The organism is Intrasporangium sp., assembly GCF_035688975.1.
Lineage (GTDB): Bacteria > Actinomycetota > Actinomycetes > Actinomycetales > Dermatophilaceae > CALMNV01.
The window spans coordinates 1-26,385 of sequence record NZ_DASSMH010000081.1 but is presented as its reverse complement, the minus strand read 5'-3'; the positions used below and the strand labels follow the sequence as shown (position 1 = coordinate 26,385).

The 26,385-nt window shown below is 72.1% G+C and carries 22 protein-coding genes and 2 tRNA genes; 13 read left to right on the top strand and 11 right to left on the bottom strand.

The window, feature by feature from the left end:
- The 4 genes from glyA to treZ form a co-directional block, all read left to right on the top strand.
- The coding region (glyA, locus tag VFJ94_RS08770; protein ID WP_325003819.1) for a serine hydroxymethyltransferase at positions 1 to 1,041 on the top strand (1,041 nt) is incomplete at its 5' end.
- Positions 1,042 to 1,090: 49 nt separating this feature from the next.
- Positions 1,091 to 3,262 (top strand): glycogen debranching protein GlgX, encoded by a 2,172-nt coding sequence (gene glgX / locus VFJ94_RS08765; protein WP_325003818.1) that lies wholly within the window; start codon positions 1,091 to 1,093, stop codon positions 3,260 to 3,262.
- Positions 3,259 to 5,691 (top strand): malto-oligosyltrehalose synthase, encoded by a 2,433-nt coding sequence (gene treY, locus VFJ94_RS08760; RefSeq protein WP_325003817.1) that lies wholly within the window; start codon positions 3,259 to 3,261, stop codon positions 5,689 to 5,691. The genes glgX and treY overlap by 4 nt, the downstream gene beginning before the upstream one ends.
- A 3-nt stretch (positions 5,692 to 5,694) precedes the next feature.
- The gene (gene treZ, locus VFJ94_RS08755) at positions 5,695 to 7,479 is read left to right on the top strand and encodes a malto-oligosyltrehalose trehalohydrolase (RefSeq protein WP_325003816.1); all 1,785 of its coding nucleotides are present in this window, start codon (positions 5,695 to 5,697) and stop codon (positions 7,477 to 7,479) included.
- On the opposite strand, the gene VFJ94_RS08750 is transcribed toward treZ, so the two are convergent.
- From VFJ94_RS08750 to VFJ94_RS08740, 3 genes are all read right to left on the bottom strand, one after another.
- On the bottom strand, positions 7,466 to 8,422 hold the full coding sequence (locus tag VFJ94_RS08750; RefSeq protein ID WP_325003815.1) for an acyl-CoA thioesterase II: 957 nt from the start codon (positions 8,420 to 8,422) through the stop codon (positions 7,466 to 7,468). The two genes, treZ and VFJ94_RS08750, sit on opposite strands and share 14 nt — an antisense overlap.
- Positions 8,423 to 8,469: 47 nt before the next feature.
- A complete protein-coding gene (locus VFJ94_RS08745) occupies positions 8,470 to 10,587 on the bottom strand; it encodes a RecQ family ATP-dependent DNA helicase (protein ID WP_325003814.1) in 2,118 nt (705 codons plus the stop codon).
- A gap of 131 nt (positions 10,588 to 10,718) precedes the next feature.
- Positions 10,719 to 11,339, bottom strand: coding sequence for an FMN-binding negative transcriptional regulator (locus VFJ94_RS08740; protein ID WP_325003813.1), 621 nt, complete (start codon positions 11,337 to 11,339; stop codon positions 10,719 to 10,721).
- A gap of 134 nt (positions 11,340 to 11,473) precedes the next feature.
- On the opposite strand from VFJ94_RS08740, the gene VFJ94_RS08735 reads away from it, so the two are divergent.
- Both VFJ94_RS08735 and VFJ94_RS08730 read left to right on the top strand, forming a co-directional pair.
- Entirely contained in the window at positions 11,474 to 11,941 is a 468-nt protein-coding gene (locus VFJ94_RS08735; protein ID WP_325003812.1) for an acyl-CoA thioesterase, read from the top strand.
- Positions 11,938 to 12,570 (top strand): hypothetical protein, encoded by a 633-nt coding sequence (locus VFJ94_RS08730; RefSeq protein WP_325003811.1) that lies wholly within the window; start codon positions 11,938 to 11,940, stop codon positions 12,568 to 12,570. Before VFJ94_RS08735 ends, VFJ94_RS08730 begins: the two co-directional genes overlap by 4 nt.
- 3 nt (positions 12,571 to 12,573) lie before the next feature.
- On the opposite strand, the gene VFJ94_RS08725 is transcribed toward VFJ94_RS08730, so the two are convergent.
- The 6 genes from VFJ94_RS08725 to pepN form a co-directional block, all read right to left on the bottom strand.
- The gene (locus VFJ94_RS08725) at positions 12,574 to 13,374 is read right to left on the bottom strand and encodes a glycerophosphodiester phosphodiesterase (RefSeq protein ID WP_325003810.1); all 801 of its coding nucleotides are present in this window, start codon (positions 13,372 to 13,374) and stop codon (positions 12,574 to 12,576) included.
- Positions 13,375 to 13,590: 216 nt separating this feature from the next.
- Positions 13,591 to 15,342 (bottom strand): glycoside hydrolase family 13 protein, encoded by a 1,752-nt coding sequence (locus tag VFJ94_RS08720; RefSeq protein WP_414654590.1) that lies wholly within the window; start codon positions 15,340 to 15,342, stop codon positions 13,591 to 13,593.
- A 183-nt stretch (positions 15,343 to 15,525) separates the two neighbouring features.
- Positions 15,526 to 16,107: a hypothetical protein gene (locus tag VFJ94_RS08715; protein WP_325003809.1), complete on the bottom strand. Its 582-nt coding sequence runs from the start codon at positions 16,105 to 16,107 to the stop codon at positions 15,526 to 15,528.
- A 141-nt stretch (positions 16,108 to 16,248) separates the two neighbouring features.
- Positions 16,249 to 16,635 carry a globin gene (locus VFJ94_RS08710; protein ID WP_325003808.1) on the bottom strand — a complete coding sequence of 129 codons (387 nt, stop codon included), beginning with the start codon at positions 16,633 to 16,635 and terminating at the stop codon, positions 16,249 to 16,251.
- Positions 16,636 to 16,665: 30 nt separating this feature from the next.
- Positions 16,666 to 17,595, bottom strand: coding sequence for a mechanosensitive ion channel family protein (locus tag VFJ94_RS08705; RefSeq protein WP_325003807.1), 930 nt, complete (start codon positions 17,593 to 17,595; stop codon positions 16,666 to 16,668).
- A 174-nt stretch (positions 17,596 to 17,769) separates the two neighbouring features.
- Positions 17,770 to 20,343, bottom strand: a complete 2,574-nt coding sequence (gene pepN / locus VFJ94_RS08700; protein WP_325003820.1) for an aminopeptidase N — start codon at positions 20,341 to 20,343, stop codon at positions 17,770 to 17,772.
- 181 nt (positions 20,344 to 20,524) lie between these two features.
- On the opposite strand from pepN, the gene VFJ94_RS08695 reads away from it, so the two are divergent.
- Genes VFJ94_RS08695 through VFJ94_RS08685 form a run of 3 tightly spaced genes read left to right on the top strand, consistent with a single transcriptional unit; the run spans position 20,525 to position 22,826 of the window.
- Entirely contained in the window at positions 20,525 to 21,142 is a 618-nt protein-coding gene (locus VFJ94_RS08695; RefSeq protein WP_325003806.1) for a DsbA family protein, read from the top strand.
- Between the two features lie 39 nt (positions 21,143 to 21,181).
- On the top strand, positions 21,182 to 21,664 hold the full coding sequence (locus VFJ94_RS08690; protein ID WP_325003805.1) for a ribose-5-phosphate isomerase: 483 nt from the start codon (positions 21,182 to 21,184) through the stop codon (positions 21,662 to 21,664).
- A gap of 46 nt (positions 21,665 to 21,710) precedes the next feature.
- Entirely contained in the window at positions 21,711 to 22,826 is a 1,116-nt protein-coding gene (locus tag VFJ94_RS08685; protein WP_325003804.1) for a PP2C family protein-serine/threonine phosphatase, read from the top strand.
- 27 nt (positions 22,827 to 22,853) lie between these two features.
- Here VFJ94_RS08685 and VFJ94_RS08680 read toward each other — a convergent pair whose 3' ends face one another.
- Positions 22,854 to 23,612: an IclR family transcriptional regulator gene (locus VFJ94_RS08680; RefSeq protein ID WP_325003803.1), complete on the bottom strand. Its 759-nt coding sequence runs from the start codon at positions 23,610 to 23,612 to the stop codon at positions 22,854 to 22,856.
- A gap of 128 nt (positions 23,613 to 23,740) precedes the next feature.
- Between VFJ94_RS08680 and VFJ94_RS08675 the strand changes: the two genes are divergently transcribed.
- The 3 genes from VFJ94_RS08675 to trmB are packed head-to-tail and all read left to right on the top strand — an operon-like array spanning position 23,741 to position 25,932.
- The gene (locus tag VFJ94_RS08675; protein WP_325003802.1) at positions 23,741 to 24,157 is read left to right on the top strand and encodes a metal-sulfur cluster assembly factor; all 417 of its coding nucleotides are present in this window, start codon (positions 23,741 to 23,743) and stop codon (positions 24,155 to 24,157) included.
- On the top strand, positions 24,154 to 25,176 hold the full coding sequence (locus VFJ94_RS08670; RefSeq protein ID WP_325003801.1) for an amidohydrolase family protein: 1,023 nt from the start codon (positions 24,154 to 24,156) through the stop codon (positions 25,174 to 25,176). The genes VFJ94_RS08675 and VFJ94_RS08670 overlap by 4 nt, the downstream gene beginning before the upstream one ends.
- 27 nt (positions 25,177 to 25,203) lie before the next feature.
- Entirely contained in the window at positions 25,204 to 25,932 is a 729-nt protein-coding gene (gene trmB / locus VFJ94_RS08665) for a tRNA (guanosine(46)-N7)-methyltransferase TrmB (protein WP_325003800.1), read from the top strand.
- Positions 25,933 to 26,035: 103 nt separating this feature from the next.
- Here trmB and VFJ94_RS08660 read toward each other — a convergent pair.
- Positions 26,036 to 26,109: transfer RNA gene (locus VFJ94_RS08660), tRNA-Pro, on the bottom strand.
- Between the two features lie 113 nt (positions 26,110 to 26,222).
- Here VFJ94_RS08660 and VFJ94_RS08655 point away from each other — a divergent pair.
- Positions 26,223 to 26,296, top strand: a tRNA-Gly gene (locus tag VFJ94_RS08655).
- Positions 26,297 to 26,385 lie beyond the last annotated feature (89 nt).

The following is a 26,385-nucleotide window of genomic DNA, read 5'->3' as shown; positions in this document are numbered from 1 at the left end:
GAGACCATCGCGGTCGAGCGGGCCAAGGCCCTCTTCGGCGTCGACCACGCCAACGTCCAGCCGTACTCCGGCTCCCCCGCCAACCTGGCCGTCTACCTCGCGTTCCTCAAGCCGGGCGAGACCGTCATGGGCATGGCGCTGCCGGCCGGCGGCCACCTCACGCACGGCTGGAGCGTGTCCGCGACCGGCAAGTGGTTCCGGGCCGTGCAGTACGGCGTGCGCAAGGAGACCGGCCGGGTCGACATGGACGAGGTACGCGAGCTCGCCCTCGCCGAGCGGCCGAAGGTCATCTTCTGCGGCGGCACCGCGATCCCGCGCACCATCGACTTCCCGGCCTTCGCCGCGATCGCCCGCGAGGTCGACGCCGTCCTGGTCGCCGACATCGCGCACATCTCCGGCCTGGTCGCCGGCGGGGCGCACCCGTCGCCGGTCGGGCACGCCGGTGTCATCACGACGACCACGCACAAGACCCTGCGCGGTCCGCGCGGCGCCATGATCCTCACCGACGAGGAGCACGCCAAGGCCATCGACAAGGCCGTGTTCCCCGGCCTGCAGGGCGGTCCGCACAACCACACGACGGCCGCGATCGCGGTCGCCCTCAAGGAGGCGTCGACCCCGCAGTTCCGCGACTACGCGCACGCGGTCGTCGCCAACGCCAAGGCGCTCGCCGACGGACTGATGTCGCGCGGCTTCGACCTGGTGTCCGGGGGCACGGACAACCACCTGCTCCTGGTCGACCTCGAGAACAAGCAGCTGCCCGGCAAGCAGGCCGCCAAGGCGCTGGACCGGGCCGGCATCGAGCTCAACTACAACACCGTGCCCTTCGACCCGCGCAAGCCCTTCGACCCCAGCGGCGTCCGGATCGGCACCGGTGCGGTCACCTCACGCGGCATGACCACCGAGGACATGGACCGCGTCGCCGGCTGGATCGACGCCGTCGTCGAGGCCGAGCGCAGCGGTGACGAGGCGGCGGTCGACCGGGTCGGCACGGAGGTCCGCGACTTCTGCGGGCGCTACCCGACGCCCGGCCTGCCGTCCTAGCCCGCGGGCGGCGTCGGCGGCGCCGGAGGCATCGGGGAGAATCACCCGCATGGAGATCTGGCCCGGCACCGCGTACCCGCTCGGTGCGACCTTCGACGGTGCCGGCACCAACTTCGCGCTGTTCTCCGAGGTCGCCGACAAGGTCGAGCTGTGCCTGTTCGACGGGGCGGAGAACAGTCGGCGGCTGACCGAGACCCGGGTCGAGCTGCCCGAGGTCGACGGCTTCGTCTGGCACGGCTACCTGCCGCGGGTCGGACCGGGTCAACGCTACGGCTTCCGGGTCACCGGCCCGCGGGACCCGGCACGCGGGCTGCGGTGCAACCCGTCCAAGCTGCTGCTCGACCCCTACGCGAAGGCGGTCGAGGGTCAGGTGGACTGGGCCGAGTCGCTGTTCGACTACCGCTTCGCGGCGCCCAACCGGGTCAACACCCTCGACTCGGGGCGGCACGCACCGAAGTCGGTCGTCATCAACCCCTACTTCGACTGGCAGAACGACCGGCACCCCAACACGCCCTACCACCAGACCGTCATCTACGAGGCCCACGTGCGCGGCCTCACGATGACGCACCCGTCGCTGCCGGACAACATCCGCGGGACGTACGCGGGCATCGGGCACCCGGCGATCATCGAGCACCTGCACCGCATCGGCGTCACGGCGATCGAGCTGATGCCGGTGCACCAGTTCGTCCAGGACCACCACCTGGTGGAGCGCGGCCTGTCGAACTACTGGGGCTACAACACGATCGGGTTCTTCGCCCCGCACAACGCCTACTCCTCCAGCGGCCAGCGCGGCCAGCAGGTGCTGGAGTTCAAGGCGATGGTGCGCGACCTGCACGCGGCGGGCATCGAGGTCATCCTCGACGTGGTCTACAACCACACCGCCGAGGGCAACCAGATGGGCCCGACGCTGTCCTTCCGCGGCATCGACAACCAGGCCTACTACCGGCTCGTCGACGGCAGCCCCGAGCACTACTACGACACCACGGGCACCGGCAACACGCTGCTCATGCGGCACCCGCACGTGCTGCAGCTGATCATGGACTCGCTGCGCTACTGGGTGCTCGAGATGCACGTCGACGGCTTCCGCTTCGACCTCGCGTCGACGCTGGCCCGGCAGTTCCACGAGGTCGACAAGCTGTCCGCCTTCTTCGACCTCATCCAGCAGGACCCGGTCGTGAGCCAGGTCAAGCTCATCGCCGAGCCGTGGGACGTCGGCGACGGTGGCTACCAGGTGGGCAACTTCCCGCCCCTGTGGACGGAGTGGAACGGCAAGTACCGCGACACCGTGCGCGACTTCTGGCGCGGCGAGGGAGGTGGCCTCTCCGAGTTCGCCTCTCGGCTCACGGGATCCAGCGACCTCTACGAGCACTCCGGTCGCAAGCCCATCGCCTCGATCAACTTCGTCGTCGCCCACGACGGTTTCACGCTGCGCGACCTCGTGTCCTACAACGACAAGCACAACGAGGCCAACGGGGAGGGCGGCAACGACGGCGAGAGCCACAACCGCTCGTGGAACTGCGGAGTCGAGGGCCCGACGAAGAACAAGAAGGTCAACGCGCTGCGGGCCCGCCAGCAGCGCAACTTCATCACGACCCTCCTGCTCTCGCAGGGCGTCCCGATGCTCGCGCACGGCGACGAGATCGGGCGCACGCAGGGCGGCAACAACAACGCCTACTGCCAGGACAACGACATCTCGTGGATGCACTGGGAGCTCGACGAGGGCCAGGCTCAGCTGCTCCAGTTCACCCGCTCGATGGTCAAGCTGCGCAAGGAGAACCCGGTCTTCCGCCGCCGCCGCTTCTTCGCCGGCAGCGCCGACCACGGGGGCGAGAGCGAGCTCGGTGACATCGCCTGGTTCACCCCCGAGGCGCAGCACATGGACGACGAGGCCTGGTCCAACGGGCTCGCCAAGTCGCTCATGGTGTTCCTCAACGGATCAGCCATCCCGGAGCCCGACCGGCGCGGCCACAAGATCGTCGGCGACTCCTTCCTGATCATGTTCAACGCCCACCACGAGCCGCTGACCTTCACGTTGCCCGAGGAGGACTACGGCTCCATGTGGATCCGCGAGGTGGACACAGCGTCCGGCGCCGTCGACACCGACCCGCTCAAGCCCGAGTGGCAGATCCGGGTGGAGGCGCGCAGCGTGGTCGTGCTCCGGTCCCCCCGCGAGGTGGCACCTCCGCGGGTCGTCGGCGTGGCTGAGGGTGCCACGGCGTGAGCACCACCCGTCGAGGCGCGCCGGTCTCCACCTACCGCCTGCAGCTCGAGCCGGACTTCACGCTCGACGACGCCGTCGCGCAGGTGGACCACGTCGCCGACCTCGGGGTCACGCACCTCTACCTGTCCCCGATCCTGCAGGCCGCACCCGGCTCGACGCACGGCTACGACGTCACCGACCACACGCGCGTGGCCGAGGGCATCGGTGGCGACGCCGCGTTCGCGAGGCTCGTCGAGGCGGCGCGGGGGCGTGGGCTCGGCATCGTCGTGGACGTCGTGCCCAACCACATGACCGTGCCGACGCCGGTGCGCCTCAACGCGCCGCTCTGGGACGTGCTTCGGGAGGGCCGCGCCTCGCGGTACGCCGCGTGGTTCGACGTCGACTGGGACGCCCAGGACGGCAAGATCCTCATGCCCGTCCTCGGCGGGCCGCTCGAGCAGGCCCTCGCGGCGGGGGAGCTGGCCGTCGACGCGACCGACGGCGAGCCGGTCGTGCGCTACTACGACCACGAGTTCCCTGTGGCCCCAGGCACGGAGGGTATGCCGCTCACGGACCTCCTCGGGGCGCAGCACTACCGCCTCGCGGACTGGCGTCTCGGCGGGACGGAGCTGAACTACCGGCGTTTCTTCGACGTCACCTCCCTCATCGCCGTGCGGGTCGAGGAGCCGGAGGTCTTCGACGCCACGCACAAGCTGCTCGTCGAGCACGTGCGGGCCGGCGGCATCGACGGCCTGCGGATCGACCACCCAGACGGGCTCGCCGACCCGGAGGGCTACCTCGAGCGGCTTGCCGAGGCCACGGGCGGCGTCTGGGTCGTCGTCGAGAAGATCCTCGAGGGCCACGAGCAGCTCCCGACCACGTGGCCGTGCGCCGGGACGACGGGCTACGACGCCTTGCAGCGGGTCGGCGGCCTCTTCGTCGACCCGGCCGGCGAGGAGCCGCTGACGGAGGTCAGCGCCGAGCATCTCGGGGAGCCTCAGGACCTGGACGAGATGGTCGTCGCGGCGAAGACCTTCGTCGTCGAGCGCGTGCAGGCGGCGGAGGTCGAGCGGCTGCTGCGGCTCGTGGCCCGCGCGCGTCCGGACCTCGACCCGCGAGCGGCCCATCGGGCGCTGACGGCCCTCCTCGTGGCCATGGACCGCTACCGCGTCTACGTGCGCCCCGGGCACGCGCACACCGCCGACGTGGCCGCCCTGCAGGCGGTCGCCGACCGCGCCCGCACGATGCTCGCCCGCGACGACGCCCCGGCCGTGGCGGCCCTCGTCGACCTCGCCCTCGACCGGGCCACGACGACGGACGAGGCGGCCCAGCGGGAGTTCTGCGTGCGCTTCCAGCAGACCTGTGGCCCCGTCATGGCCAAGGGCATCGAGGACACGACCTTCTACCGGTTCGTGCGCCTCACCTCGCTCAACGAGGTGGGCGGTGACCCCGGCACGGTCGGGGTGGCGGTGGAGGACTTCCACGACTTCTGCGCCGCGACCGCCGACGCGTGGCCGAGCTCGATGACGACCCTGACGACCCATGACACGAAGCGATCGGAGGACGTCCGCGCGCGGCTCGCGGTCCTGTCCGAGCGGCCGCAGCAGTGGGCGGCCTGGCTACGGCGGGCACGGGCGCTCGCAGCGGCGCACCGTGGGCAGCGGCTCGACCCGGCGACCGAGTACCTCCTCTGGCAGACCGTCGTGGGGGCGTGGCCGATCGACCACGAGCGGCTCGCGGCATACGCCACCAAGGCGGTGCGGGAGGCCAAGGTGCACACGACGTGGACGGACCCCGACCCGGCCTACGAGCAGGACGTGGCCGACTTCGTCGCGGGCCTGACCACCGACCCGGCCATCGGCCAGCACATCACCGCCTGGCACGCCGACACATTGGTGGAGTCTCGCGCAAACATCTTGGGGCAGAAGCTGATCCAGCTGACGATGCCCGGCGTGCCCGACGTCTATCAGGGCACGTCCGGGGTCGCGCTGTCCCTCGTGGACCCCGACAACCGGCGGCCGGTCGACTACGCCGCGCAGCGCACGCGTCTCGAGCGCCTCGACGACGGCGGCCGCCCCGCCGACCTCGACGACGAGAAGCTTCTCGTGACGTCGCAGGCGCTGCGGCTGCGACGCGAGCGTCCAGAGGTCTTCGTCGGTGAGGCCGCCGGCTACGCCGGCCTGCCGACGACCTCGGACCACGCTGTGGGCTTCTCCCGCGGGTCGGGGAGGCCGGAGGTCGTCGTCGTCGCGACGCGGCTCGCGGGCCGGTTGGCCGACGACGGCGGCTGGGCCGACGCCACCATCGAGCTGCCGTCCGGGACGTGGCGCGACGCCCTCTCCGACAGACGGGTCGGCGGGGGAGAGGCGAAGCTGTCGGAGCTGCTGCCCGCTGACGGCCTGCCTGTGGCCCTGCTGGCACGCGACCCGGACGACGACGAGAGGAAGTAGCCGATGAGCCGCGACCGGATCAGCGTGTGGGCGCCCGAGGCCCGGCAGGTCGAGATCGTGCTCGGGGAGGACCGCCGCGCCATGGAGCGCGGCGACGACGGCTGGTGGACCTATGACGCCGTCGCCGACGGCGAGGTCGACTACGCCTTCAGCCTCGACGGCGGCGACCCGCTGCCAGACCCGCGCACGGCGTGGCAGCCGCACGGCGTCCACGGCCCCAGCCGGCGCTTCGACCCGTCGCGTCACGCGTGGCGGGACGGCTCGTGGCGGGGCCCCCGGGGCGGCGAGGGGGTGCTCGGCGGGGTCGTCTACGAGCTGCACGTCGGCACCTTCACGCCCGAGGGGACCCTCGCGGCGGCCGAGGGCCACCTCGACCACCTCGTGCGCCTCGGCGTCGACGTCGTCGAGGTCATGCCCGTCGCGGCCTTCGGTGGCACCCACGGGTGGGGCTACGACGGTGTCGCGCCGTATGCCGTCCAGGACGCCTACGGCGGCCCAGCCGCCTTCCAGCACTTCGTCGACGCCTGCCACGCCCGGGGTCTGGGGGTGTGCCTCGACGTCGTCTACAACCACCTCGGGCCGACCGGCAACTACCTGAGCTCCTTCGGCCCCTACTTCACGGACCGGCATACGACCCCGTGGGGGCCCGCCCTCAACTTCGACGCCCCCGGCTCGCCGCAGGTCCGCCGCTGGGTCATCGACAACGCGCTGCGCTGGTTTCGCGACTTCCACGTCGACGCGCTGCGGCTCGACGCCGTGCACGAGCTGCGCGACGACTCCGTGCCGCACATCCTCGTCCAGCTCTCCGACGAGGTGTCGGCGCTCGCCGGGGAGCTGGGCCGGCCGCTCGACCTCATCGCGGAGAGCGACCTCAACGACCCGGTCATGGTGACCCCGACGGCCTCCGGCGGACGAGGCATGACGGCGCAGTGGGACGACGACATCCACCATGCCCTGCACGTGGCGCTCACCGGCGAGACAGCCGGCTACTACGCGGACTTCGCGGGCCACACCAAGGCGCTGCCCGACGGGGGCCCGCTCGCCGTGCTTGCCAAGACGCTCACCTCCGTGTTCCTCCACGACGGCCGCTACTCGAGCTTCCGCAAGGCGACGTGGGGCGCCCCCGTCGACCGCGCGTCGACGAGCGGTCACCGCTTCCTCGCCTACCTCCAGACCCATGACCAGGTGGGCAACCGCGCGACCGGTGACCGCATCGGGCACACGATCACCCCCGGCGAGCAGGCCATCGGGGCGGCCCTGTACCTGCTGTCGCCGTATACGGCGATGATCTTCATGGGCGAGGAGTGGCGGGCCAGCACGCCGTTCCAGTTCTTCACCTCGTTCGAGGAGGACTGGCTCGCCCAGGCCGTGCGCGAGGGTCGCCGCGGCGAGTTCGCCGCGCACGGTTGGGCCGAGCAGGATGTGCCGGACCCCCAGGACCCCGCGACCCGGGAGGCCAGCGTGCTGCGCTGGGACGAGGTGACGCAGCCGGAGCACGCCGCGACTCTCGACTTCTACCGGCGGCTCATCGAGATCCGCCGCACCGATCCTGAGGTCGCCTCGGGCGACCTCAGGTCAGTGGCGGTGGCCTTCGACGAGGACGCCCGCTGGCTGGTTCTCACCCGCGGCGCGGTGCGGGTGGTGGCCAACCTCGCCGAGCACGCGGCGACGGTGCCACTCGACCGGCCGGTGGTCCAGGTGCTCGCCTCGTGGTCGGCGGACGCCGCCGCGAGCGGCGACGGCGTGCGGCTCGACGGTAGGGACGTCGCGGTCGTCAGGACGGCTTGACGCGGACCATGCCCTCCTGGGCGGTCGTCGCGACGAGACGGCCGTCCCGGGAGAACATGCGGCCGATGCCCAGGCCACGCCCGCTCGTGGCCGAGGGTGACTCCTGGGTGTAGAGCAGCCATTCCTCGACGTTGACGTGGCGATGGAACCACATCGAGTGGTCGAGGCTGGCGACCCGCAGCCGGGGGTCGCTCCACACGAGACCGTGGCGCCGCAGCACCGGTTCGAGGAGCGAGTAGTCGCTGGCGTAGGCGAGCACGGCGGCGTGAAGGAGCGGGTCGTCGGGCAGCTCGCCGACCGCGCGCATCCAGACGTTCTGCGCCGCGACGCGGTCGCGGGCCGGCTCGACGTAGGTCGTCACCTCGACCGGGCGCTGTTCGACGGGGCGTTCGTCGGCAATGTGCCGAGCGGCGGGGTGGTCGATCCCGGCCATGAGCTCGGAGAGGGAGCGCAGGCCCTCGGGGCCGGGGACCTCGGGCATGGTGTCCTGATGGTCGAGCCCCTCGGCCCGCTCCTGGAAGGAGCAGGTCATCGACATGATGGGCTTGCCCCGCTGGATCGCGTGCACCCGCCGGGTCGAGAACGACTGCCCGTCCCGCATCTCCTCGACGGCGAACCGGATCGGCAGGGTGTCGTCGCCCGGGCGCATGAAGTAGCCGTGCAGGGAGTGGATCGGGCGCGGACCCTGGCCCGCCTCGACCTCCTTGAGCGTGAGCCCGGCCGCCATGACGCACTGCGCGAGGACCTGCCCGCCGAAGACGCGCCCGTGCGGCATCAGCTGGCTCTGTCCCTCGAACACGCGGGCGGAGTTGGCGCCGAGGGCTGCCGAGGCATCCTGCCCCTGCAGGCCCCGCACGGCGATCTCGACTGAGCCGAGCTCCTTGAGGTCGAGCACCTCGAGCAGCTCGACGATGGGCGGCGTGGGGTGCAGCTCCTCGGTCACCCCCCGACCCTAGCCAAGAAGTCGCCCGAGCCGCCCCGGACCTCATGTCACCCCTCCACGGCAAGGGCGAGGGGCAGCACGCCCGGCACCCCTGCCTCGCGCAGCAGGGCCGCCGCGCACGTCAGGGTCCAGCGGGAGTCGACGACGTCGTCGACGAGCAGAACCGGACCCGGTATGCCGTCGAGCCGCGAGCGCAGAGCCGACCCCACCGCCATGCGGCCCCAGACGCCGGCGAGGCGGAAGGCGCTGTTGCCGCCCGGGTCACCGACCGGTCCGCCGTCGACGAGATCGAGCGAGCCGAGGTGGGGCAGCCGGCCGAGCCGGCCGAGTGCCGCGCCGAGCGACGTGACGAGCTGCGGATGGCGGCGTGAGGGGACCGAGACGACAGCCACCGGCCGCTCGCCCCAGTCCCACCCCGCGAGGACGTCGACGCAGGCGCGGAGCGCGTCGCCGGGGACCTCGCGGTCGTCGGAGCGCAGCAGCTCGCGCAGCCGCTGGCCCCACCCGAGGTCGCTGAGCCGGGCGACCACACGGCCCTCCAGCATGGCCACGTCCGGTGCGATCCTGCCCCTGAGGGGCACGCCGAGCCGCTCCATCCCGGCCGGCCACTGGGACCGGGGCTCGAGCACGACCCCGGGTCGGTCGAGGCGTCGGCGGGCCCCGAGGACGGCCGCGTCCGGGATCGTCTGGTCGAACCAGGGGCCGGCGCACCGGTCGCAGCGGCCGCACGCCTGCGCCGTGTCGTCGTCGAGACACGACTGGAGGAAGGCCATGCGGCAGCCGCCGGTCGACTCGTAGTCGACCATGAGCTGCTGCTCGCGCTGGCGTGCCTGGCTGACCCGGTCGTAGCGCTCCGCGTCGTAGGTCCACGGCGCGCCGGTCGCCGTCCACCCTCCGGGGACGCGCCGGACGGCCCCGTCGACGTCGAGCACCTTGAGGAGCAGCTCGAGCCGGGTGCGCCGCACGTCGACGATGGACTCGAGCGCCACCGTGGAGAGCGGACGTGACGCCTCGGCGAGAGCGCGGAGCACGGCGTCGGCGGAATCCTGGCGGGGCATCGACGCGGACGCGAAGTAGCGCCAGATGTCCTTGTCCTCCGGGCCGGGCAGGAGCAGGACGTCTGCTCGCTCGGTGGCCCGGCCGGCCCGGCCCACCTGCTGGTAGTAGGCGACGGGGGAGGACGGGGCGCCGAGGTGCAGGACGAAGCCGAGGTCGGGCTTGTCGAACCCCATCCCCAAGGCGCTCGTCGCGACGAGCGCCTTGATCTCGTTGCGCCGCAGCGCCTCCTCGAGCCTGACCCGCTCCGCCGGCTCCGTGCGGCCGGTGTAGGCGGCGACCTCGTGCCCCGCGTCGCGCAGGGCCACGGCGACGTCCTCCGCGGCGGCGACCGTGAGGGCGTAGACGATGCCGCTGCCGGGCAGCTCCCCCAGGTGCGCGGTGAGCCACGCGAGCCGCTGCTCCGGCGCCGACAGCGGCAGCACACCGAGGCGCAGCGAGGCGCGCGCGAGCGCACCACGCAGCGTCAGCACGTCGTGGCCTCCGGCGCCGAGCTGCTCGACGACGTCGGTCACGACGCGCGCGTTGGCCGTGGCCGTCGTCGCGAGCACCGGCGTCCGCTCGGGCAGGGTGGTCAGCAGGTCGCGGATGCGCCGGTAGTCGGGCCGGAAGTCGTGGCCCCAGTCGCTGATGCAGTGCGCCTCGTCGACGACGAGCAGGCCGCAGCCGCCGGCGAGAGCGGGCAGCTGCTCGTCCCGGAACCGAGGGTTGTTGAGCCGCTCCGGACTGACGAGCAGCACGTCGACCTCGTCGCGGGCCAGGGCGGCCGACACCTGCCCCCACTCGTCGGCGTTGGTCGAGTTGAGCGTCATCGCCCGGATCCCCGCCCGCTCCGCGGCGGCGATCTGGTCGCGCATCAGTGCCAGCAGTGGGCTGACGATGACGGTCGGACCGGCGCCCTCGGCACGGCGCAGGGACGTCGCCACGAAGTAGACGGCGGACTTGCCCCAGCCCGTGCGCTGGACGACGAGGACGCGCCGGCGACCCTCGACGAGCTCGGAGATGGCGTCGAGCTGGCCGTCGCGGAAGTCCACGTCGTCGCGGCCGACGAGCCGCCGCAGCGCCTCGGTGGCCCGCGCGCGCAGGTCGGTCGTCGTCGTGGCAGCCATGCCCCCAACCTATGTCCCCGCGGGGACACCCCCCGGCGGCCTCCGGGCCCTGGGGACGAGACGGTATGCCGTGAGCCGGCCTGTGGAGGGCGGCACCCACCACCGCACCGGCGACCGGTGCCGGGACTGCGTCAGGGGCGCGCCGACTGCACGGCCTCCGCCGAGGCCCCGTCGCCACGCGCCTGCAGGCCCTCGATGACGCCGTCGATGTCCTGCCCGGGTCGGTTCTGGCTGAGCTTCGCCTTCGCCTCGACCCGGCTGATCAGCAGCTCGATGCCGACGATCGCCCGCAGCTGTCCGGCGAGGAAGGCCGGCGGCGCGTCGTCGACCTGCCACGGGTGAGCGACGTCGGCTTCGTGCTTCCCGGTGAGCCGCCTGACGAGCTGGTCCACCCACACGGGGTCGTCGTGCACGACCAGGCGTCCGTACACGTGCGCGGTCACGTAGTTCCAGGTCGGCACGACCCGCCCATGCTGCGCCTTGCTGGCGTACCAGGAGGGGGAGACGTAGGCGTCCGGCCCGTGCACGATGACGAGGGCCTCGCCCCGCACCGGCCGCTGCCACTGGTCGTTGTTGCGGGCGACGTGCCCGAGCAGCGCGCCCTGTGCACCCACGTCGGCGTCGTAGACGAAGGGCAGGAAGGTGGCAACCAGGCCCTCCGGCGTGGCCGTCACGAGGTCGGCCGCTCCGTGCCTGGTGAGCAGCTCGCGCACGAGGGCGTCACTCATGGCGAAGTGGCTCGGCACGTACACCCGGCGTCCACCCCCGTTCCGCTCCGTCGGGGCCGCCGGACGCAGCCCGTGGTCCCTGCCGACGATACCGGTGGCCCTGTTCACGGCATACGGCATGTGCCACCGGTGCCGACAGCGGCTGGAAGGATGGCCACATGACCGCGACGACCGGGGACGCGCCCGGCCAGCCGTATGCCGCCTCGGTGGCCCTGCGCTGGTCCGACATGGACGCCTACGCCCACATCAACAACGTCCAGTTCCTGCGCCTGCTCGAGGACGCTCGCGTCATCGCCTTCCGGGACTGGTTCGACCAGGACCGTTCGCTGCTCGACGAGGGGGTGCTGGTCTCCCGGCACGAGATCGAGTACCGCCGGCCGCTCGGCTTCCGGGCCGCACCCGTGCGGGTGGAGATGTGGGTCTCGCGCATCGGGGGCGCCGGGTTCGACGTGGCATACGTCGTGCGGGACCCCGACGGGGTCGGCGACGCCGTGTATGCCGTCGCGGAGACCGAGCTCGCGCTCTACGACTTCGCCTCTGCGCGGCCGCGCCGCATGCGGCCGGAGGAGCGCGCGTCGCTGGCCGTCCACCTCGGGGACCGGGCCCCCCTCCGGCGCCGGCGATGAGCGAGATCCACTTCGCCGACCCGCGTGGCCACGCGGACTTCGCCACGCTCGTCGGCCGGGCCCGCACCGCGCATCCGCAGGGCGCCATCCGGTTCCAGGCGCAGGGTCGCCTGCTCGTCCTCACCGTCGCGGTGATCGAGGGGTCGGGCCTGCTGGGGGAGGGCACCGTGCTCGGCATGCGGATCATGCCCGTCGTCGAGGGCCCGGGCCTCGATGTCACCGTCTCGCTCGCGTCGGTGACCGACCGGCTCGCCCGGGCCGGGGCCGACGCGTCCGCCTTCCCCGTGCCGCCGACGACGGTCGCGCCGCCGTGGGCCGGCCTCACCCCTCCTCGGGAGGGGTGGGAGCTCGTGGGGACCCTGCCGGGCGAGGAGGTGACCGGCATCGCGCTGCGCGGCATCGAGGCGGTCGCGGCCGGCGCTGGACCCACCGCCGGGGCGCACGCCGTGGACGCGCTGCGGCGACGGGTGTGGGGCGGCAGCAGCGACACGCGGCCACCGCTCGTGAGCGGCCTCGCCTTCGCCGCCCATGTGCTCGGCTTCCTGCGGTCCGGGCAGCCGGCCACGCTTGCCGCCCACGGCCGGTGGACGCGGCTCAGCACCGTCCACGGGCACGCCCTGGTGCGCTGAGCGTCAGGCCGCGCCGGTCCACTGTCCCCGGTCCACGAGGACGGCGCGGAGCACGTCGATCCGGTCGGTGACGATGCCGTCGACACCCGTGTCGAGATAGCGATGCATGGCGGCGGGGTCGTCGACGGTCCACACGTGGACCTGCTTGCCGAGGCGGTGGGCCAGCCGGACGAGGCGGGGCGTGACCACCGGGACCTCGCGGCCGGCCACCCGCAGGCAGCCGGGCACCTGGTAGACGTCGGCGGGGGTGCGCAGGACGGTGGAGAGCCAGTGCGGGCCGAGCACCGCCACGGCGCCCCCTGCCCACGACGCCGCGGTCGCCACCCGACCGCGGGCGAGCCGCCGGAACTGCCCGACCCGACGCTGTGAGAAGGAGCCCACGCAGACCCGGTCGTGCAGACCGCGCTCCTCCACGAGGCGCCACAGCGGCGCGGCCGTGCCGGGCGCCTTGAGGTCGATGTTGACGTTGACCCCGGGCAGCTCGTCGAGCAGCTCGGTGAGCAGCGGGATCCGCTCCGTGGCGTCCACGCGCACCCTGGACAGCTCGTCCCAGGTGAGGTCGCGGATCCGGCCCTGCGTGTCGCTGACCCGGTCGAGGTGGATGTCGTGGAAGGCGACGAGCCGCCCATCGCGCGTGACGTGCACGTCGGTCTCGACGTGCGTGTATCCGAGGCCGACGGCGTTGCGGAAGGCGGTCAGCGTGTTCTCGAGTCCGACGTTGGGGCCGTAGAGGGCACCGCCGCGATGGGCCAGCGCCACCGGGGTCCGGGCCAGGTAGGGCCGGGTGCCGGACGACGAGCTCATGAACCGCAGCGTAGGCGCGACCGCCCCGGCGTGGTCATGACCGAGCGGGCGCCCCGAGGTCCGCCCCGATCCGCGTCGCCATGCCGGTCAGCCGTAGGCAGAATGTGCTGCCGTCACTGGTAGTGCGCTCCCGCGGGCACCTTTCGCCCCCCTCGGCACTTTTCGATGACACGGATCGTGCCGAGGCCCCTGATCAGCACATCAGCGAGGATCAGGTCACCAGCGGGCCCACACCGTCGTGTCGGTCGGCACGGCGCGGCCCTCGAGGGGGCTGCTCGAGACCAGGACCTCGGCGCCCTCCGGCAGCTCGACGACCGACTCCCCGAGGTTCGCCAGCACGAGCACGCGGTCCCGGCCGGCCCCCTCGTTGCTGAGCGCGACGACGTCCTCGCCGAAGCCCTCCACGAGGGTGAGCGAGCCGGCGCCCAGCGAGAGCGTCCGACGCACGGCGAGCAGCGCCCGGTAGAGCTCGAGCGTCGAGCCCGGCACGCCGAGCTGCTGGTCGACGGCATACGACCCGTAGACCTCCGGCTGCGGAAGCCAGGTCAGCGGCCCGGGTCCGAAACCGAACCCCGGCGCGTCCTTGGCCCACGGCATGGGCACGCGGCAGCCGTCCCGGCCGATCTCCACGCCGGCGGTGCGCCGGAACGTCGGGTCCTGGCGGAACTCGTCGGGCATGTCGGTCGAGTCGGGCAGGCCGAGCTCCTCACCCTGGTAGAGGTAGGCGCTGCCCGGCAGGGCCAGCATGAGTGACGTCGCCGCGCGGGCCCGGCGCAGCCCGAGCTCCCGGTCCGGCTGCGGGTCGCCCGCTCCGATGCCCCGGACCCGCTCGCCCGTCGGGGCGAGCCCGAGGCGGGTGGCGTGCCGCACGACGTCGTGGTTGGACAGCACCCACGTGGTCGGGGCGCCCACCGAGTCGGACGCACGCAGTGAGCGAGCGATCGTGTCGCTGAGGGCGCGGGCGTCCCACGGGGTGAGCAGGAAGTCGAAGTTGAACGCCTGGTGCATCTCGTCGGAGCGCACGTAGCGCACCGCGCGCTCCTGGGGCTCCACCCACGCCTCCGCGCAGAGGATGCGGTCGGGCGTGCCGTAGCCGTCGAGGATGGCCCGCCAGGCCCGGTAGACCTCGTGCACGGCGTCCTGGTCCCAGTAGGGCGCTGCGTGCGTGGGCTCCGGCGTGTGCTCGCTGTGGTCGTGCTCCTCGTGGCCGCCGAGCATGGTCGTGCGGTCGTGCCAGTCCGGCAGACCGTCCTTCTTGATCAGGCCGTGGGCCACGTCGACGCGGAAGCCGTCGACCCCGCGGTCGAGCCAGAAGCGCAGGACGGACTCGAACTCGGCACGCACCTCGGGGTGCTGCCAGTCGAAGTCCGGCTGCTTCGCGTCGAACAGGTGCAGGTACCACTGCCCGGGGCTGCCGTCGGCCTCCGTGACCCGGGTCCAGGCCGGGCCGCCGAAGACGGAGTCCCAGTTGTTGGGGGGCAGCTCACCGTGCGCGCTCTTGCCGTCGCGGAAGATGTACCGGGCCCGCTCCGGGCTGCCCGGCCCGGCCGCGAGGGCCGCCTTGAACCACTCGTGCTCGTCGGAGGAGTGGTTCGGCACGAGGTCGACGACGACCCGGATGCCGAGCTCGTGGGCCCGCGCGATCAGGGTGTCGGCGTCGGCGAGGGTGCCGAACAGCCGGTCCACGTCGCGGTAGTCGGCGACGTCGTAGCCGGCGTCGGCCTGCGGCGACGTGTAGAAGGGCGAGAGCCACACGGCGTCGACGCCGAGGTCGCGCAGGTGCGGCAGCCGGGCGGTGATGCCGGGCAGGTCGCCGACGCCGTCACCGTCGCTGTCGGCCCATGACCGCGGGTAGATCTGGTAGATGACGGCAGAGCGCCACCATGGGGCGCCTGGTCGGTCCTCGGCGTGCAGGGGCGTGGCCGCCGGGCGGGCCTGCGGCAGGGTCGGCTGGAACGTGGAAGTCACGAGCCACCATCGTTCCGCATGGGCCGGCAAAAAACAAACATCCGGTGCAACTTCTTGCAGTCCCCGGGCTCTAGCCGCGGCTAGTCCCAGACAACTGGGAGGCGGGATACTGCCAGGACGCTACGCCGCCTCCCAGTTGTCTGGGACGTCGGGCGCGCGGCGCGGCGGCCTGCGGCTCTAGCCTCAGTGGGGGAGGGGGCCCATCCGGATGACGCCGGCCCGAGCAGCCTTGAGCACGGCGTCGGCCTCCGCCCGGCTCAGCTTGCCGTCCTTGACCGCTTGGTCGAGCCTCGCGCTCAAGGCCTTCTCCAGCTCGGCGGAGCGTGCAGCGCGCAGCTCGGCGAGCGCTGCCCTGACCTTGGTCTCGTCGACCCCGAGCTTGGTGGCGAGTGCCTTGGCCAGCTGGTCCTGCCTGGTGGTGGCGTCAGGCTTCGGCTGACCGGGCGTCCGCGCGGCCCGCAGGTCGGCACGGATGGCCTTCAGGGCGTCGGTGACCTTGGCCTCGTCGACCCCGAGCTTGGTCGCGAGCTGGCGGGCCCAGTCCCGGCCGAGGCCCGCACTTCCGCGCAGGCCGTGTCCCCGGCCGTGGCCCACCTGGGGGCTCGACCCCGTCGCGCCGGGGGTGGGGGTGGTCGTTCCGGTCGTCGCGGCAGGCTGCGAAGTGGCCGGCACCTGGCTGTCCGCGCGGGCGCCGCCGGAGAGCCCGAGGCCGATGGCTGCGGCGGCCCCCAGCGCCACCAGGCCGGCGATCTTCTTGTCCACCACGGCATGCTCCTTGTCCGGGGCCCCGGTCGTGCCGGGGCAGGGCTCCAACAGCCCCATTGCACCATCAGCCAGCCGTGAGCGTGCTGGGCCGCTGCTGTGAGTCCCTGTGAGACGGGTCCGCGCCCGGAGGACCGAGACGGGTCACACGGCGCGCTCGGCCCCATGGCTGTTGACGAGCGAGTATGCCGCGCGCGTCAGGTAGTCGCGCAACAGGTCGTCCTGCTCCTTGGGCAGGGCGAGGGTGTCGACGGCATTCATCATGTGCAGCAGCCAGCGGTCGCGCATGTCAGGCGTCACGGCGAACGGCATGTGCCGCATCCGCAGCCGCGGATGGCCCCGCTGCTCGGAGTAGGTCGTCGGCCCGCCCCAGTACTGCTCGAGGAACATCCGCAGGCGCACCTCCGCGGCGGCGAGGTCCTCCTCGGGGTAGAGGGACCGCAGCGCCTCGTCCTGCGCCACCCCCCGATAGAACTCCGAGACGAGCTTGACGAAGGTCTCGTGGCCACCGAAGTCGTCGTAGTAGGTCACCCCTCCAGTCTCCCAGAGGCGGCGGTGTGCTCAGGCCCGCCCGACCGGCCCCGGGGGCGGGAGCGTCGGCAGGACGACGGGCCCGCGCACCCCCTCGCGGTCGAACGCGAGCTTGATCCGCTCGCGCATCTCGCGCTGCACCGCGAAGTGCTCCTGGGCCACGCACTTGGCCAGGATCCGGATGGTGATCGATCCTCCGGCGATGGACTCGACCCCGACGACCTCGGGCTCCTCGATGAGGCGGTCGGCCCACAGCGCGTCCTCGTGGAGGCCGCCCACGACGTCGCGGATGACCCGCTGGGCTCGCTCGACGTCCTCGTCGTAGGCGATCGGGACGTCCACCATCGCCATCGACCAGCCCTGCGACCGGTTGCCGATCCGGAGGATCTCGCCGTTGCGGACGTACCACGTGACGCCGTTGCCGTCGCGCAGCTGGGTCACCCGCAGGGACACGTTCTCGACGGTCCCGACGACCTCGCCGGTGTCGACGACGTCCCCGACGCCGTACTGGTCCTCGACGATCATGAAGATGCCGGAGAGGAAGTCCTTGACGAGGCTCTGCGCGCCGAAGCCGAGTGCCACGCCGCCCACGCCGGCCGACGCGAGCATCGGCCCAAGCGGGATGCCGACGATGGCCATGACCGTGAGCAGGGCGATGGTCGCGATGACGAACGAGACGATGCTGCGCAGGATGGCGCCCATGGTCCGGGTGCGCTGCACGTGGCGCTCGCGGTCGACTCCGACCGCCGAGGCGAGCACGCGGCCGGCGCGGCCGCCGAGGCTCACCACCCGGTCCGTGTGCCGCTGCGTGGCGGTGTCGACGACGCGGTCGATGAGCCGGAAGGCGGCCCATCGCGCGACGAGTGCCACCACCACGGTGATTGCGATGGACAACGGGTCGCCAAGGAGCCAGTCGCGGGTCTGGGCCCAGGTCAGGGCGGGGAGCTCGATCTGCGGCATACGCGCCATTCTCGGGGACACCAGTCCGTATGCCGCACACCGCCCTCCCGTCCCCGTCCCCGTCCCCGTCCCCGTCGAGTGGTCAGTTTCGTGCGGTGCCTGGTGCACCGAAGTGGCCACTCGACCTGGGTGGGGGGGCCAGCCTCGGGCGCGGGTCGAGCGCGCCAGCTGGCGTCAGGCCGAGGCGTCCCTCGCCTGGGCGGTGAGGGCCCGGGCGATGGCGTCGCGGTTCTCCGCCACGGTGCGCACGAGGCCGGGGGGCGCATCCGGGTGCGCGGCCAGCCACGCGTCGCTGGCGTCCTTGAGGCGCCGGCTCGCGAGCGCGAACGGGTAGAACCCGCCGACCACCCGCTCACCCATCGCGACGCTGCGCGAGGCCCACGCGTCGAGGAGCATGTCGTGGTACCGCGTGACGTAGGGCTCGAGCAGCGTCAGGTCCGTGCTGCGCCGGAAGCCGGCGCTCACCGCCTCCACCATCTGGTTCGGCAGGTCGGCCCGCTCGACCGCCTTGGCCCACGCGTCGGCCTTGGCCTGCGCGGTGGGGCGGCTCGCGAGCGCCTCGGCGGCGCGCTCCTGACCCGTCGCGGTCGGGTCACGGCGCAGCTCGGCCGCGATCTCGGTCTCGTCGGCCGCGCCCACGGCCGCCAGCGCCCGCAGCAGCGTCCAGCGCAGCTCGGTGTCGACGGGTAGGCCCTCGAGCGACTCCTCACCGCAGAGCAGGGCCCGCAGGCGCGGCGCGTCGTGAGGGTCGGTCGTGGCGTTGGCCCACGCCTCGACGAACTGGAACTGGGCGTCGCTGCCCGGCTCGGCCGACTCGGCGAGCGAGCGCAGGGAGCTGCTAAGGAGCAGCGCCGTCTCTGGCCGGTGGCCCGGCGCGACGTAGAGGCGCACGCTCGTCTGCAGCTGGCCGAGCAGCACGCGCAGCAACGTCGAGTCGGTCTCGCCGGGCAGGGTGGCGAGGACGAAGTGGATGAAGTCGCGCGCCGACATCTCGGCGTCACGGGTCATGTCCCACGTCGCGCCGAGGACCAGGGAACGCGGAAGCGAGTCGGGGAACCCGCGGGGTTGCGCGAGCGCAGTCGTGAGGGACCGCTCGTCGAGCCGGATCTTGGCATAGGCGAGGTCAGCGTCGTTGAGCAGGAGCAGGTCCGGCTGCTCCTCGCCGACGAGCTCGGCGATGTCGGTCAGCTCGCCGTCGACGTCGACCTCCGTGTAGCCGACGCGCGCGAGGGCGTCGCCGTCCCTCCCGGACCGCACGGCATACCGGCCGATGCCGAGCCGGTGCGGACGCAGGGTCGGGTGCTCCTCGGTGGCCGTCTGGCGGACCGCGAAGGAGGAGTAGCGCCCGTCCGGGCCGACCTCGAACTCCGGCCGGAGCGTGTTGACCCCGGCCGTCTCGAGCCACTTCTTGGCCCACGAGGACAGCTCGCGCCCCGAGGACCGCTCGAGCTCGCCGAGGAGGTCGTCCAGCGTCGTGTTGCCCCAGGCGTGCGTCCGGAAGTACGCGCGCAGAGCGTCGACGAACGGCTGGCGCCCGACGTAGGCGACGAGCTGCTTGAGCACCGAGGCGCCCTTGGCGTAGGTGATGCCGTCGAAGTTGACCTCGACGTCCTCGAGGTGGCGCATGTCGGCAGCGATGGGGTGCGTCGAGGACAGCTGGTCCTGGGTGTAGGCCCACGCCTTCTCCGCGGTGCCGAACGTCGTCCATGCGCTCGTCCACTCGGTCGCCTCGGCCTGGCACGTCGTCGAGGCCCACTCGGCGAACGACTCGTTGAGCCAGAGATCGTCCCACCACTTCATCGTCACGAGGTTGCCGAACCACATGTGCGCCAGCTCGTGCAGGATCGTCAGGGCGCGGCGCTCGACCTTGGCCTCTGAGACCTTGGAGCGGAAGACGTATACCTCGACGAAGGTCACCGCCCCGGCGTTCTCCATCGCGCCCATGTTGTACTCGGGCGTGAAGATCTGGTCGTACTTCTCGAAAGGGTAGGGCTGGTCGAACTCCTTCTCGAAGAACGCGAACCCCTTCTTCGTGCAGTCGAAGATGTTGTCCGCGTCGAGGTACTGGGTCAGCGACCGGCGGCAGAAGACGCCGAGCGGCACGGTTCCGGCCCGGGTCGCCACCTCGTCGCGCACCTCGTCGTAGGGCCCGGCGATGAGGGCGGTGATGTAGGACGAGATCCGCTTGGTCGGCGCGAAGGCCCACGTGGCCCGCTCGACGCCGCCCACGACCCCGGCGGGCGACGGCGCCGGGGTGGGCGAGTTGGAGATGACCTTCCAGTGCGCCGGTGCCGTGACGGTGAAGCGGAACGACGCCTTGAGGTCGGGCTGCTCGAAGACGGCATACATCCGGCGCGAGTCGGGGACCTCGAACTGCGTGTAGAGGTATACCTCGTTGTCGACCGGGTCGACGAAGCGGTGCAGGCCCTCGCCCGTGTTGGTGTAGCGACCGGTGGCCTCGACGACGAGCTCGTTGGAGCGGCGCAGCCCCGGCAGGGCGATGCGGCAGTCGGCGAAGACGACCGCCGGGTCGAGCTGCTCGCCGTTGAGGGTCACCTTCTCCACCGAGTCGGCGATGAGGTCGATGAAGCTGTCGGCACCCGGCTCGGAGCACGAGAAGCGCACCGTCGTGGCGGTGGAGAAGGTCTCCGGGCCGGTCGTGAGGTCGAGCCGCACGTCGTACTCCTCGACGCGGAGGATCTCGGCGCGGGCCGCGGCCTCGTCGCGGGTCAGGTTCTTGCCGGGCACGAAGGTTGCCTCCTGTTGACGGGACGACGCGCGGGTCACGCGACGGTGCGACGCACGGGCGGTGTCGGCGAGGTTTGGGTCCATCCGAGGAGGGCCGCCGGGGCGCGCCGCCCATCCTCGCACGCGAGCCCGGGAGGCGACCCCCAGGTTTCCGCCCGCCGGGCGATGGAACAATGCCGGCATGGCAGACGACGAGCGGGACGCAGTGGAGATGTGGTTCGACCCGATGTGTCCGTGGGCGTGGATGACGTCCCGGTGGCTCATGGAGGTCGAGAAGATCCGCAACATCGAGGTCACGTGGTCGGTGATGAGCCTCGCGGTGCTCAACGAGCACAAGACCGACCTCGACGCCGCCTACCGCGCGCTGATGGATGACGCGTGGGGTCCGGTCCGGGTCATCACGGCCGCCACGGAGCAGCACGGGCCGTCGGTCATCAAGCCCCTCTACGACGCCATGGGCACCCGGATCCACCTGCGCAAGATGCACAACTTCGACCAGGTCGTGGCCGAGGCGCTGGAGGAGACCGGCCTCCCGGCGGCGCTGGCCAAGGAGGCGCACCACAAGAAGTTCGACCCGGCGCTGCACCGCAGCCACCGGCGCGGGATCAGCCTCGTCGGCACCGAGGTGGGGACCCCGATCATCGCGGTCAACGGCGTCGCCTTCTTCGGGCCGGTCGTGAGCCCGGCGCCGAAGGGCGAGGACGCGGCACGGCTCTGGGACGGCTGCGTCCTCGTGGCCGGCACGCCGGGCTTCTTCGAGCTCAAGCGGACCCGGACCGTCGGCCCGATCCTCACCTGACCCTCGGCCCCCGCACCCCCCTCTCGACCAAGGACGAACATGCGCATCCACATCGGCGGTGACCACGCGGCCTACGACCTCCAGCGTGTCCTCGTCGCCCACCTCGAGGCGGCCGGCCACGTCGTGGTCGACCACGGCCCGGACACGCTCGACGAGCAGGACGACTACCCGGTCTACGTGCTGCGTGCCGCTGAGGCGGTGGCCCGGGACGGGGACTCGCTCGGGGTGGTGCTCGGTGGCTCCGGAAACGGCGAGCAGATCGCGGCCAACAAGGTCAAGGGGATCCGCGCGGCCCTTGCCTGGGCGCCCGAGCTCGCGGGGCTGGCCCGCGAGCACAACGACGCGCAGGTCGTCTCGATCGGCGCCCGCTTCACCCCGGCCGACGTCGCCAAGGACATCGTCGACACGTTCGTCGGCACGGCGTTCTCGAAGGACGCACGGCACCGCCGCCGCATCGGTATGGTGACGGCATACGAGTCGACGCGAGACCTGCCGCCCCTTCCGGACCCGGGTACGCGCTGACGCCAAGACAGCTCGGCGGGTCGGCCCGGTCCGGGAACGGAGGGGCATGGCCACCGGCGCCCCACTCGCCGTCCGCCGGTCCCGCCTGAGCCTGCGTGCGTTGCGCCCGCCCCGCGGGGCCGTGTCCCGTCTGGTCAGGCGGCCCTGGGTCATCGCCACCGGGCTGGTGCTCGGCGCGGCCGTCGCCGCGTGGTCGGTCGACAGGTGGCCCGCGCAGGTGCCGTGGATGGCGTTCCTGCTCCCGGTCGTGGCCGCGGGCCTCTTCCTGCCGCCCCGGCCGCTTCTCGCCGTGTATGCCGTCGTGCTCCTCCTCATGGTCGCCGTCGGGCTCGACCTCGGGCCCCTCAAGGACGCCAGCCTGGGCGCCCAGATCGTGACCCTGTCGCTCATGCTGCTGCTGCTGTGGTTCGCCAACTCGAGGGCCAAGGCAGGCCTCGTCGGCATCACCGGCGACACGATGCTCATCGACATGCGCGACCGGCTGCGCGCCCAGGGGGAGCTGCCCGAGCTGCCGCCGTCGTGGTCGGCCGAGGCCGCGATCGAGTCGGCCTTCGGGGAGAGCTTCTCCGGCGACTTCGTCGTCGCGAACCGCTCCACCGACGGCCGGGTGCTCGAGGTCGCCCTCGTCGACGTCTCCGGCAAGGGCCGCGGCGCCGGCACGCGGTCCCTCCTGCTGTCCGGTGCGCTCGGCGGCCTGCTCGGCGAGATGACCGAGCGCGGCTTCCTCCGCTCGGCCAACCACCACCTCGTGCGGCTGCGCTGGCTCGAGGGCTTCGCGACGGCCGTGCACGTCGCCATCGACCTCGAGACCGGACGCTTCACCATCGGCTCCGCCGGCCACCCGCCAGCGGTGCAGTTCTCCGCAGGCTCGGGCCGCTGGGAGACCCTGCGCGGCGGCCGGGGTCCGCTCCTCGGGGTCGTCGAGGAGGCCGAGTTCCCACGGAGCGAGGGCGAGCTGGGCCCCGGCGACGCGCTCCTGCTCTACAGCGACGGGGTCGTGGAGGCGCGTGGGAAGCCCCTCGTCGAGGGCATCGACCGCATGCTGGGCCGCGCGGACTCCTTCGTCACCAAGGGGTTTGGCGGGCTGGCGCAGTGGCTGTGCGACCACGCGGCTGCTGGGCATGGCGACGACCGCGCCGTCGTGACGATCTGGCGCTCGTAGCGGTCAGGGCGGGGCTGTGGGCCGCGGTCAGGCCGGGACGAGGTCGTGCGCCGCCCGAAGGATCTCCGCACCGATCGGCTGCGCCACCTCGTCCGCTCGGGTGGAGACCACGACCGCCCAGACCGGGTCGCCGACTCTCGTGCGTGGCACGACGGCCGCCGCGCACGAGACGCCGTCGCGGAACTCACCGTGCTCGACGACGAGCCGCCCGACGCCGACCGACCGGAGCAGCGCCTCGAGCGCCTCGGCATCGGTCGTCGTGTTCCGGGTGAAGGCGGGCAGGCCCTGCTCCCGCAGGTAGCTGCGCCGCTCCGGGCCCGGCATGGAGGCCAGGAGCGCCTTGCCCAGGGCGGTCGCGTGGGCGGCGACACCCAGCCCCACCTCGAGGTCCTCGAGGTGGGGGGATGCCGGCCCCTCCACCACGTCTGCGATGACCATGCCGGCGTCGCCCAGACGGCCCAGGTATGCCGACAGCCCGGTGACCTGGACGAGGTGCCCCAGCACCGCTCGGGACTGCGGCGGCCGCCCGAGCGACTGCACGACGTCGTAGAAGCGGCGGGGCAGCTCGGAACCCACGTCGTAGCAGCCGTTCTTGAGCCGGCATACGTATCCCTCGTAGGCCAGCGTGCGCACGAGGTGGTAGGTCGTGGACAGGTTCAGCCCGGCGCGGCGGGCGATCGCCTTCACCGGCAGTCCGGGTGTGGCGGTGACCACCTCGAGCACGCGCAACGCCCGTGACACGCTCTGGACGAAGTCCTCCGGCGCGCGGCCGCGATCGTCGCCCATCAGACCAGGCTCCTTCCCGACAGCGCTGTCGCGACGACAGTAACGACCGGCCCCGGCGGGCGCCACGGGTTTCGCGATGGGAAATCCTGCCACTTCCGGCCATGGTGCGGCAGGCCGAGACTTCGGGGATGAGCACCATCAGCGCACCCACCGTCGACCCGCGGATCAGCGACCTGCTCAAGGGCGTCTACGACCCGTGCTGCCGGGACAAGGGCATCAGCGTCGTGGACATGGGCCTGCTGCACTCGGCCGGCGTCGACGACGACGGCACTGCCCGGGTCGAGCTGCTCCTGACCTCGGGCTGGTGTCCCTTCGCCAGCACGGTCCTTCACGAGATCGAGCTGGCCGTCGCGGCCATGCCCGGTGTCCGGCGCGCGGAGGTCGAGATCGTCTGGGACGAGGCGTGGAGCACGGACCGCCTCGCCCCCAGCGCCAAGGAGAAGCTGCGCTTCCTCCCCCCGCCGGCCAGCGTCGGCGACCCCACGGCATACGTCCAAGAGAACTGGCCACTGGCCGCTCCGTCAGGCAAGGAGGCAACTCGATGATCGGCGACGCACTGGTGTTCGACGGGGTCGCGCACCCGTTCAACTTCGACCCGGACAACGCCTACGGCAAGCCGGGACAGATGTTCTCCAACCACCTGTACGCCTTCCACGCGGCGTTGACGCCCGACGGCGAGCCCGTCATGCCGGCCGAGGAGTGGCTGCACAAGTGGAGCCCGGAGGAGATCCGGGAGATGGTCTACAACAAGTCGGACACCGACCTCGTCATCGCCATGCCGTTGCCCCTGACCGACCTCTACAAGGACGGCCTCAGCTCCTGGCAGAGGTGCACCGAGCTGAAGGCGCTCGACCCCGACCGGACCGTCTTCTGGGGGACGTGCAACCCGCTCGAGGGCAAGAGGGCGCTCGACGACATGACCAGGCAGGTCGAGGAGTTCGGCGCGAAGGCGTTCAAGTTCTACAACGTGCGCTACGAGGACGGGGGCCCCGTCCCGTGGCGCATGGACGACCCCAAGGTGGCGTTCCCGGTGTTCGAGCACCTGCAGAAGCTGGGTGTCGACCTCGTGGGGGTGCACAAGGGCGTGCCGCTCGGTCCGCAGCCCGTGGAGTTCACCCAGACGTGGGACATGGACGGAGCCGCCGCTAACTTCCCCGACATCAACTTCGTCATCTACCACGTCGGGCTGCCCTTCCTCGACGAGACCTGTTGGCAGCTCATCCGGTACCCCAACCTGCACGCCTCCCTGGCGGCGACGATCAACTTCGTCGTGCGGGCCCCGAAGCTCTTCGGGGAGATCCTCGGCAAGCTGCTCTTCTGGTGCGGCGAGGACAAGATCGTGTACGGGAGCGAGGCGCCGATCTGGCAGCCCCAATGGGCCCTCCAGGCCTTCTGGAACTACCAGATCGCCGACGACCTGGTCGAGGGCTACGGCTACCCCCAGCTGAGCGAGCAGGCGAAGAAGAAGATCCTCGGGGAGAACCTCCTGCGGCTGCACGGCATGGACGTCGAGGAGACCCGCGCGCGTCTGGGCAAGCCACAGGGGCAGCCCTTGTCGGCGTGAGCGGCCCGCTCATCTACTGTGGGCAGCGTGACGCGACTCGCATCCCCGACAGCGGACGCCGCGTTGCCGCGGCGGGTGGCACCACCGAGGCTGCCCCAGGGCGTGACCCCCGCCCGGGTGCGCAGCTTCGTGCGCCGCGGCCGGCGCTCCTCCCTGACCCGGGACCGGATGGAGCACCTCGCGCCGTCCCGGGCGCTCCCGGTCGGCCGCTTCGACCCTGCGTCGGTGTTCGGCCGCGTCGCACCGCTCGTGCTCGAGATCGGCTGCGGTCACGGTCATGCCGCCATCGCGTATGCCGCCGCCCACCCCGCGCACGACGTGCTCGCCATGGATGTGCACACGCCCGGGCTGGCCCGGATGCTGGCCGACGCCGAGGCGGCGGGCGTGCCGAACCTGCGCATCGAGCAGGGTGATGCGGTCGTCTTCCTCGAGGAGCGCGTCCCTGCGGCCACCTTCGACGCGGTGCACCTCTTCTTCCCCGACCCGTGGCGCAAGCAGAAGCACACCAAGCGGCGGTTCGTCAGCCGGGGCAACCTCGACCTGCTGGCGAGGGCGCTCCGCCCCGGCGGCCACGTCCTCGTCGCGACCGACCAGGACTTCTACGCCCGGCACGTCCTCGCGGAGGTGGCGGCGCACGGCAGCTTCACGGCATACCGCACCGAGCGGCCGGCCTGGCGACCGACGGACGGCTTCGAGGCCAAGGGCCGGGCCGCCGGCCGGACGATCACCGAGCTGCGGCTCGATCTCGGCGACTGACCGTGCCCGCCGGCCGTCACCGCGTCGGATCGATACGTCGTCGGGGCAATACGTCGTCGCATCAACGTGTCGTCGGGGCAATACGTCGTCGGGCAATACGTCGTCGGGGCAACAGGATTCGAACCTGCGACCTTCCGCTCCCAAAGCGGACGCGCTACCAAGCTGCGCCATGCCCCGCCACCCGACCTCCGTGCCTCGCGAGCGCGAGGCGATTTCAGAAGATCAGGCGCGACCAGTAGGCTAGCGCCTCGGACCGCATGCTCTGGCACCTGCCCGAGCGCGGGGTCCACGCGGGCGTAGCTCAATGGTAGAGCCCCAGTCTTCCAAACTGGCTACGCGAGTTCGATTCTCGTCGCCCGCTCCAAGCGAACAAGCAGGTCAGCCGGGGTTTTGTTGCTCCGACCGCTCGCGCCACACACATCCTCGTGCCCCCGCGTGCCCCTCGGTATGTCC

Coding starts and splice junctions, on each gene's coding strand:
- VFJ94_RS08725 (WP_325003810.1), bottom strand. CDS start 13,374: ATGAGCTCGTCGTCCGGCACCCGGCCCTACCTGGCCCGGACCCCGGTG.
- treZ (WP_325003816.1), top strand. CDS start 5,695: ATGAGCCGCGACCGGATCAGCGTGTGGGCGCCCGAGGCCCGGCAGGTC.
- VFJ94_RS08695 (WP_325003806.1), top strand. CDS start 20,525: ATGGCAGACGACGAGCGGGACGCAGTGGAGATGTGGTTCGACCCGATG.
- VFJ94_RS08745 (WP_325003814.1), bottom strand. CDS start 10,587: ATGGCTGCCACGACGACGACCGACCTGCGCGCGCGGGCCACCGAGGCG.
- VFJ94_RS08690 (WP_325003805.1), top strand. CDS start 21,182: ATGCGCATCCACATCGGCGGTGACCACGCGGCCTACGACCTCCAGCGT.
- glgX (WP_325003818.1), top strand. CDS start 1,091: ATGGAGATCTGGCCCGGCACCGCGTACCCGCTCGGTGCGACCTTCGAC.
- VFJ94_RS08670 (WP_325003801.1), top strand. CDS start 24,154: ATGATCGGCGACGCACTGGTGTTCGACGGGGTCGCGCACCCGTTCAAC.
- VFJ94_RS08705 (WP_325003807.1), bottom strand. CDS start 17,595: ATGCCGCAGATCGAGCTCCCCGCCCTGACCTGGGCCCAGACCCGCGAC.
- VFJ94_RS08685 (WP_325003804.1), top strand. CDS start 21,711: ATGGCCACCGGCGCCCCACTCGCCGTCCGCCGGTCCCGCCTGAGCCTG.
- VFJ94_RS08730 (WP_325003811.1), top strand. CDS start 11,938: ATGAGCGAGATCCACTTCGCCGACCCGCGTGGCCACGCGGACTTCGCC.
- VFJ94_RS08675 (WP_325003802.1), top strand. CDS start 23,741: ATGAGCACCATCAGCGCACCCACCGTCGACCCGCGGATCAGCGACCTG.
- VFJ94_RS08735 (WP_325003812.1), top strand. CDS start 11,474: ATGACCGCGACGACCGGGGACGCGCCCGGCCAGCCGTATGCCGCCTCG.
- VFJ94_RS08680 (WP_325003803.1), bottom strand. CDS start 23,612: ATGGGCGACGATCGCGGCCGCGCGCCGGAGGACTTCGTCCAGAGCGTG.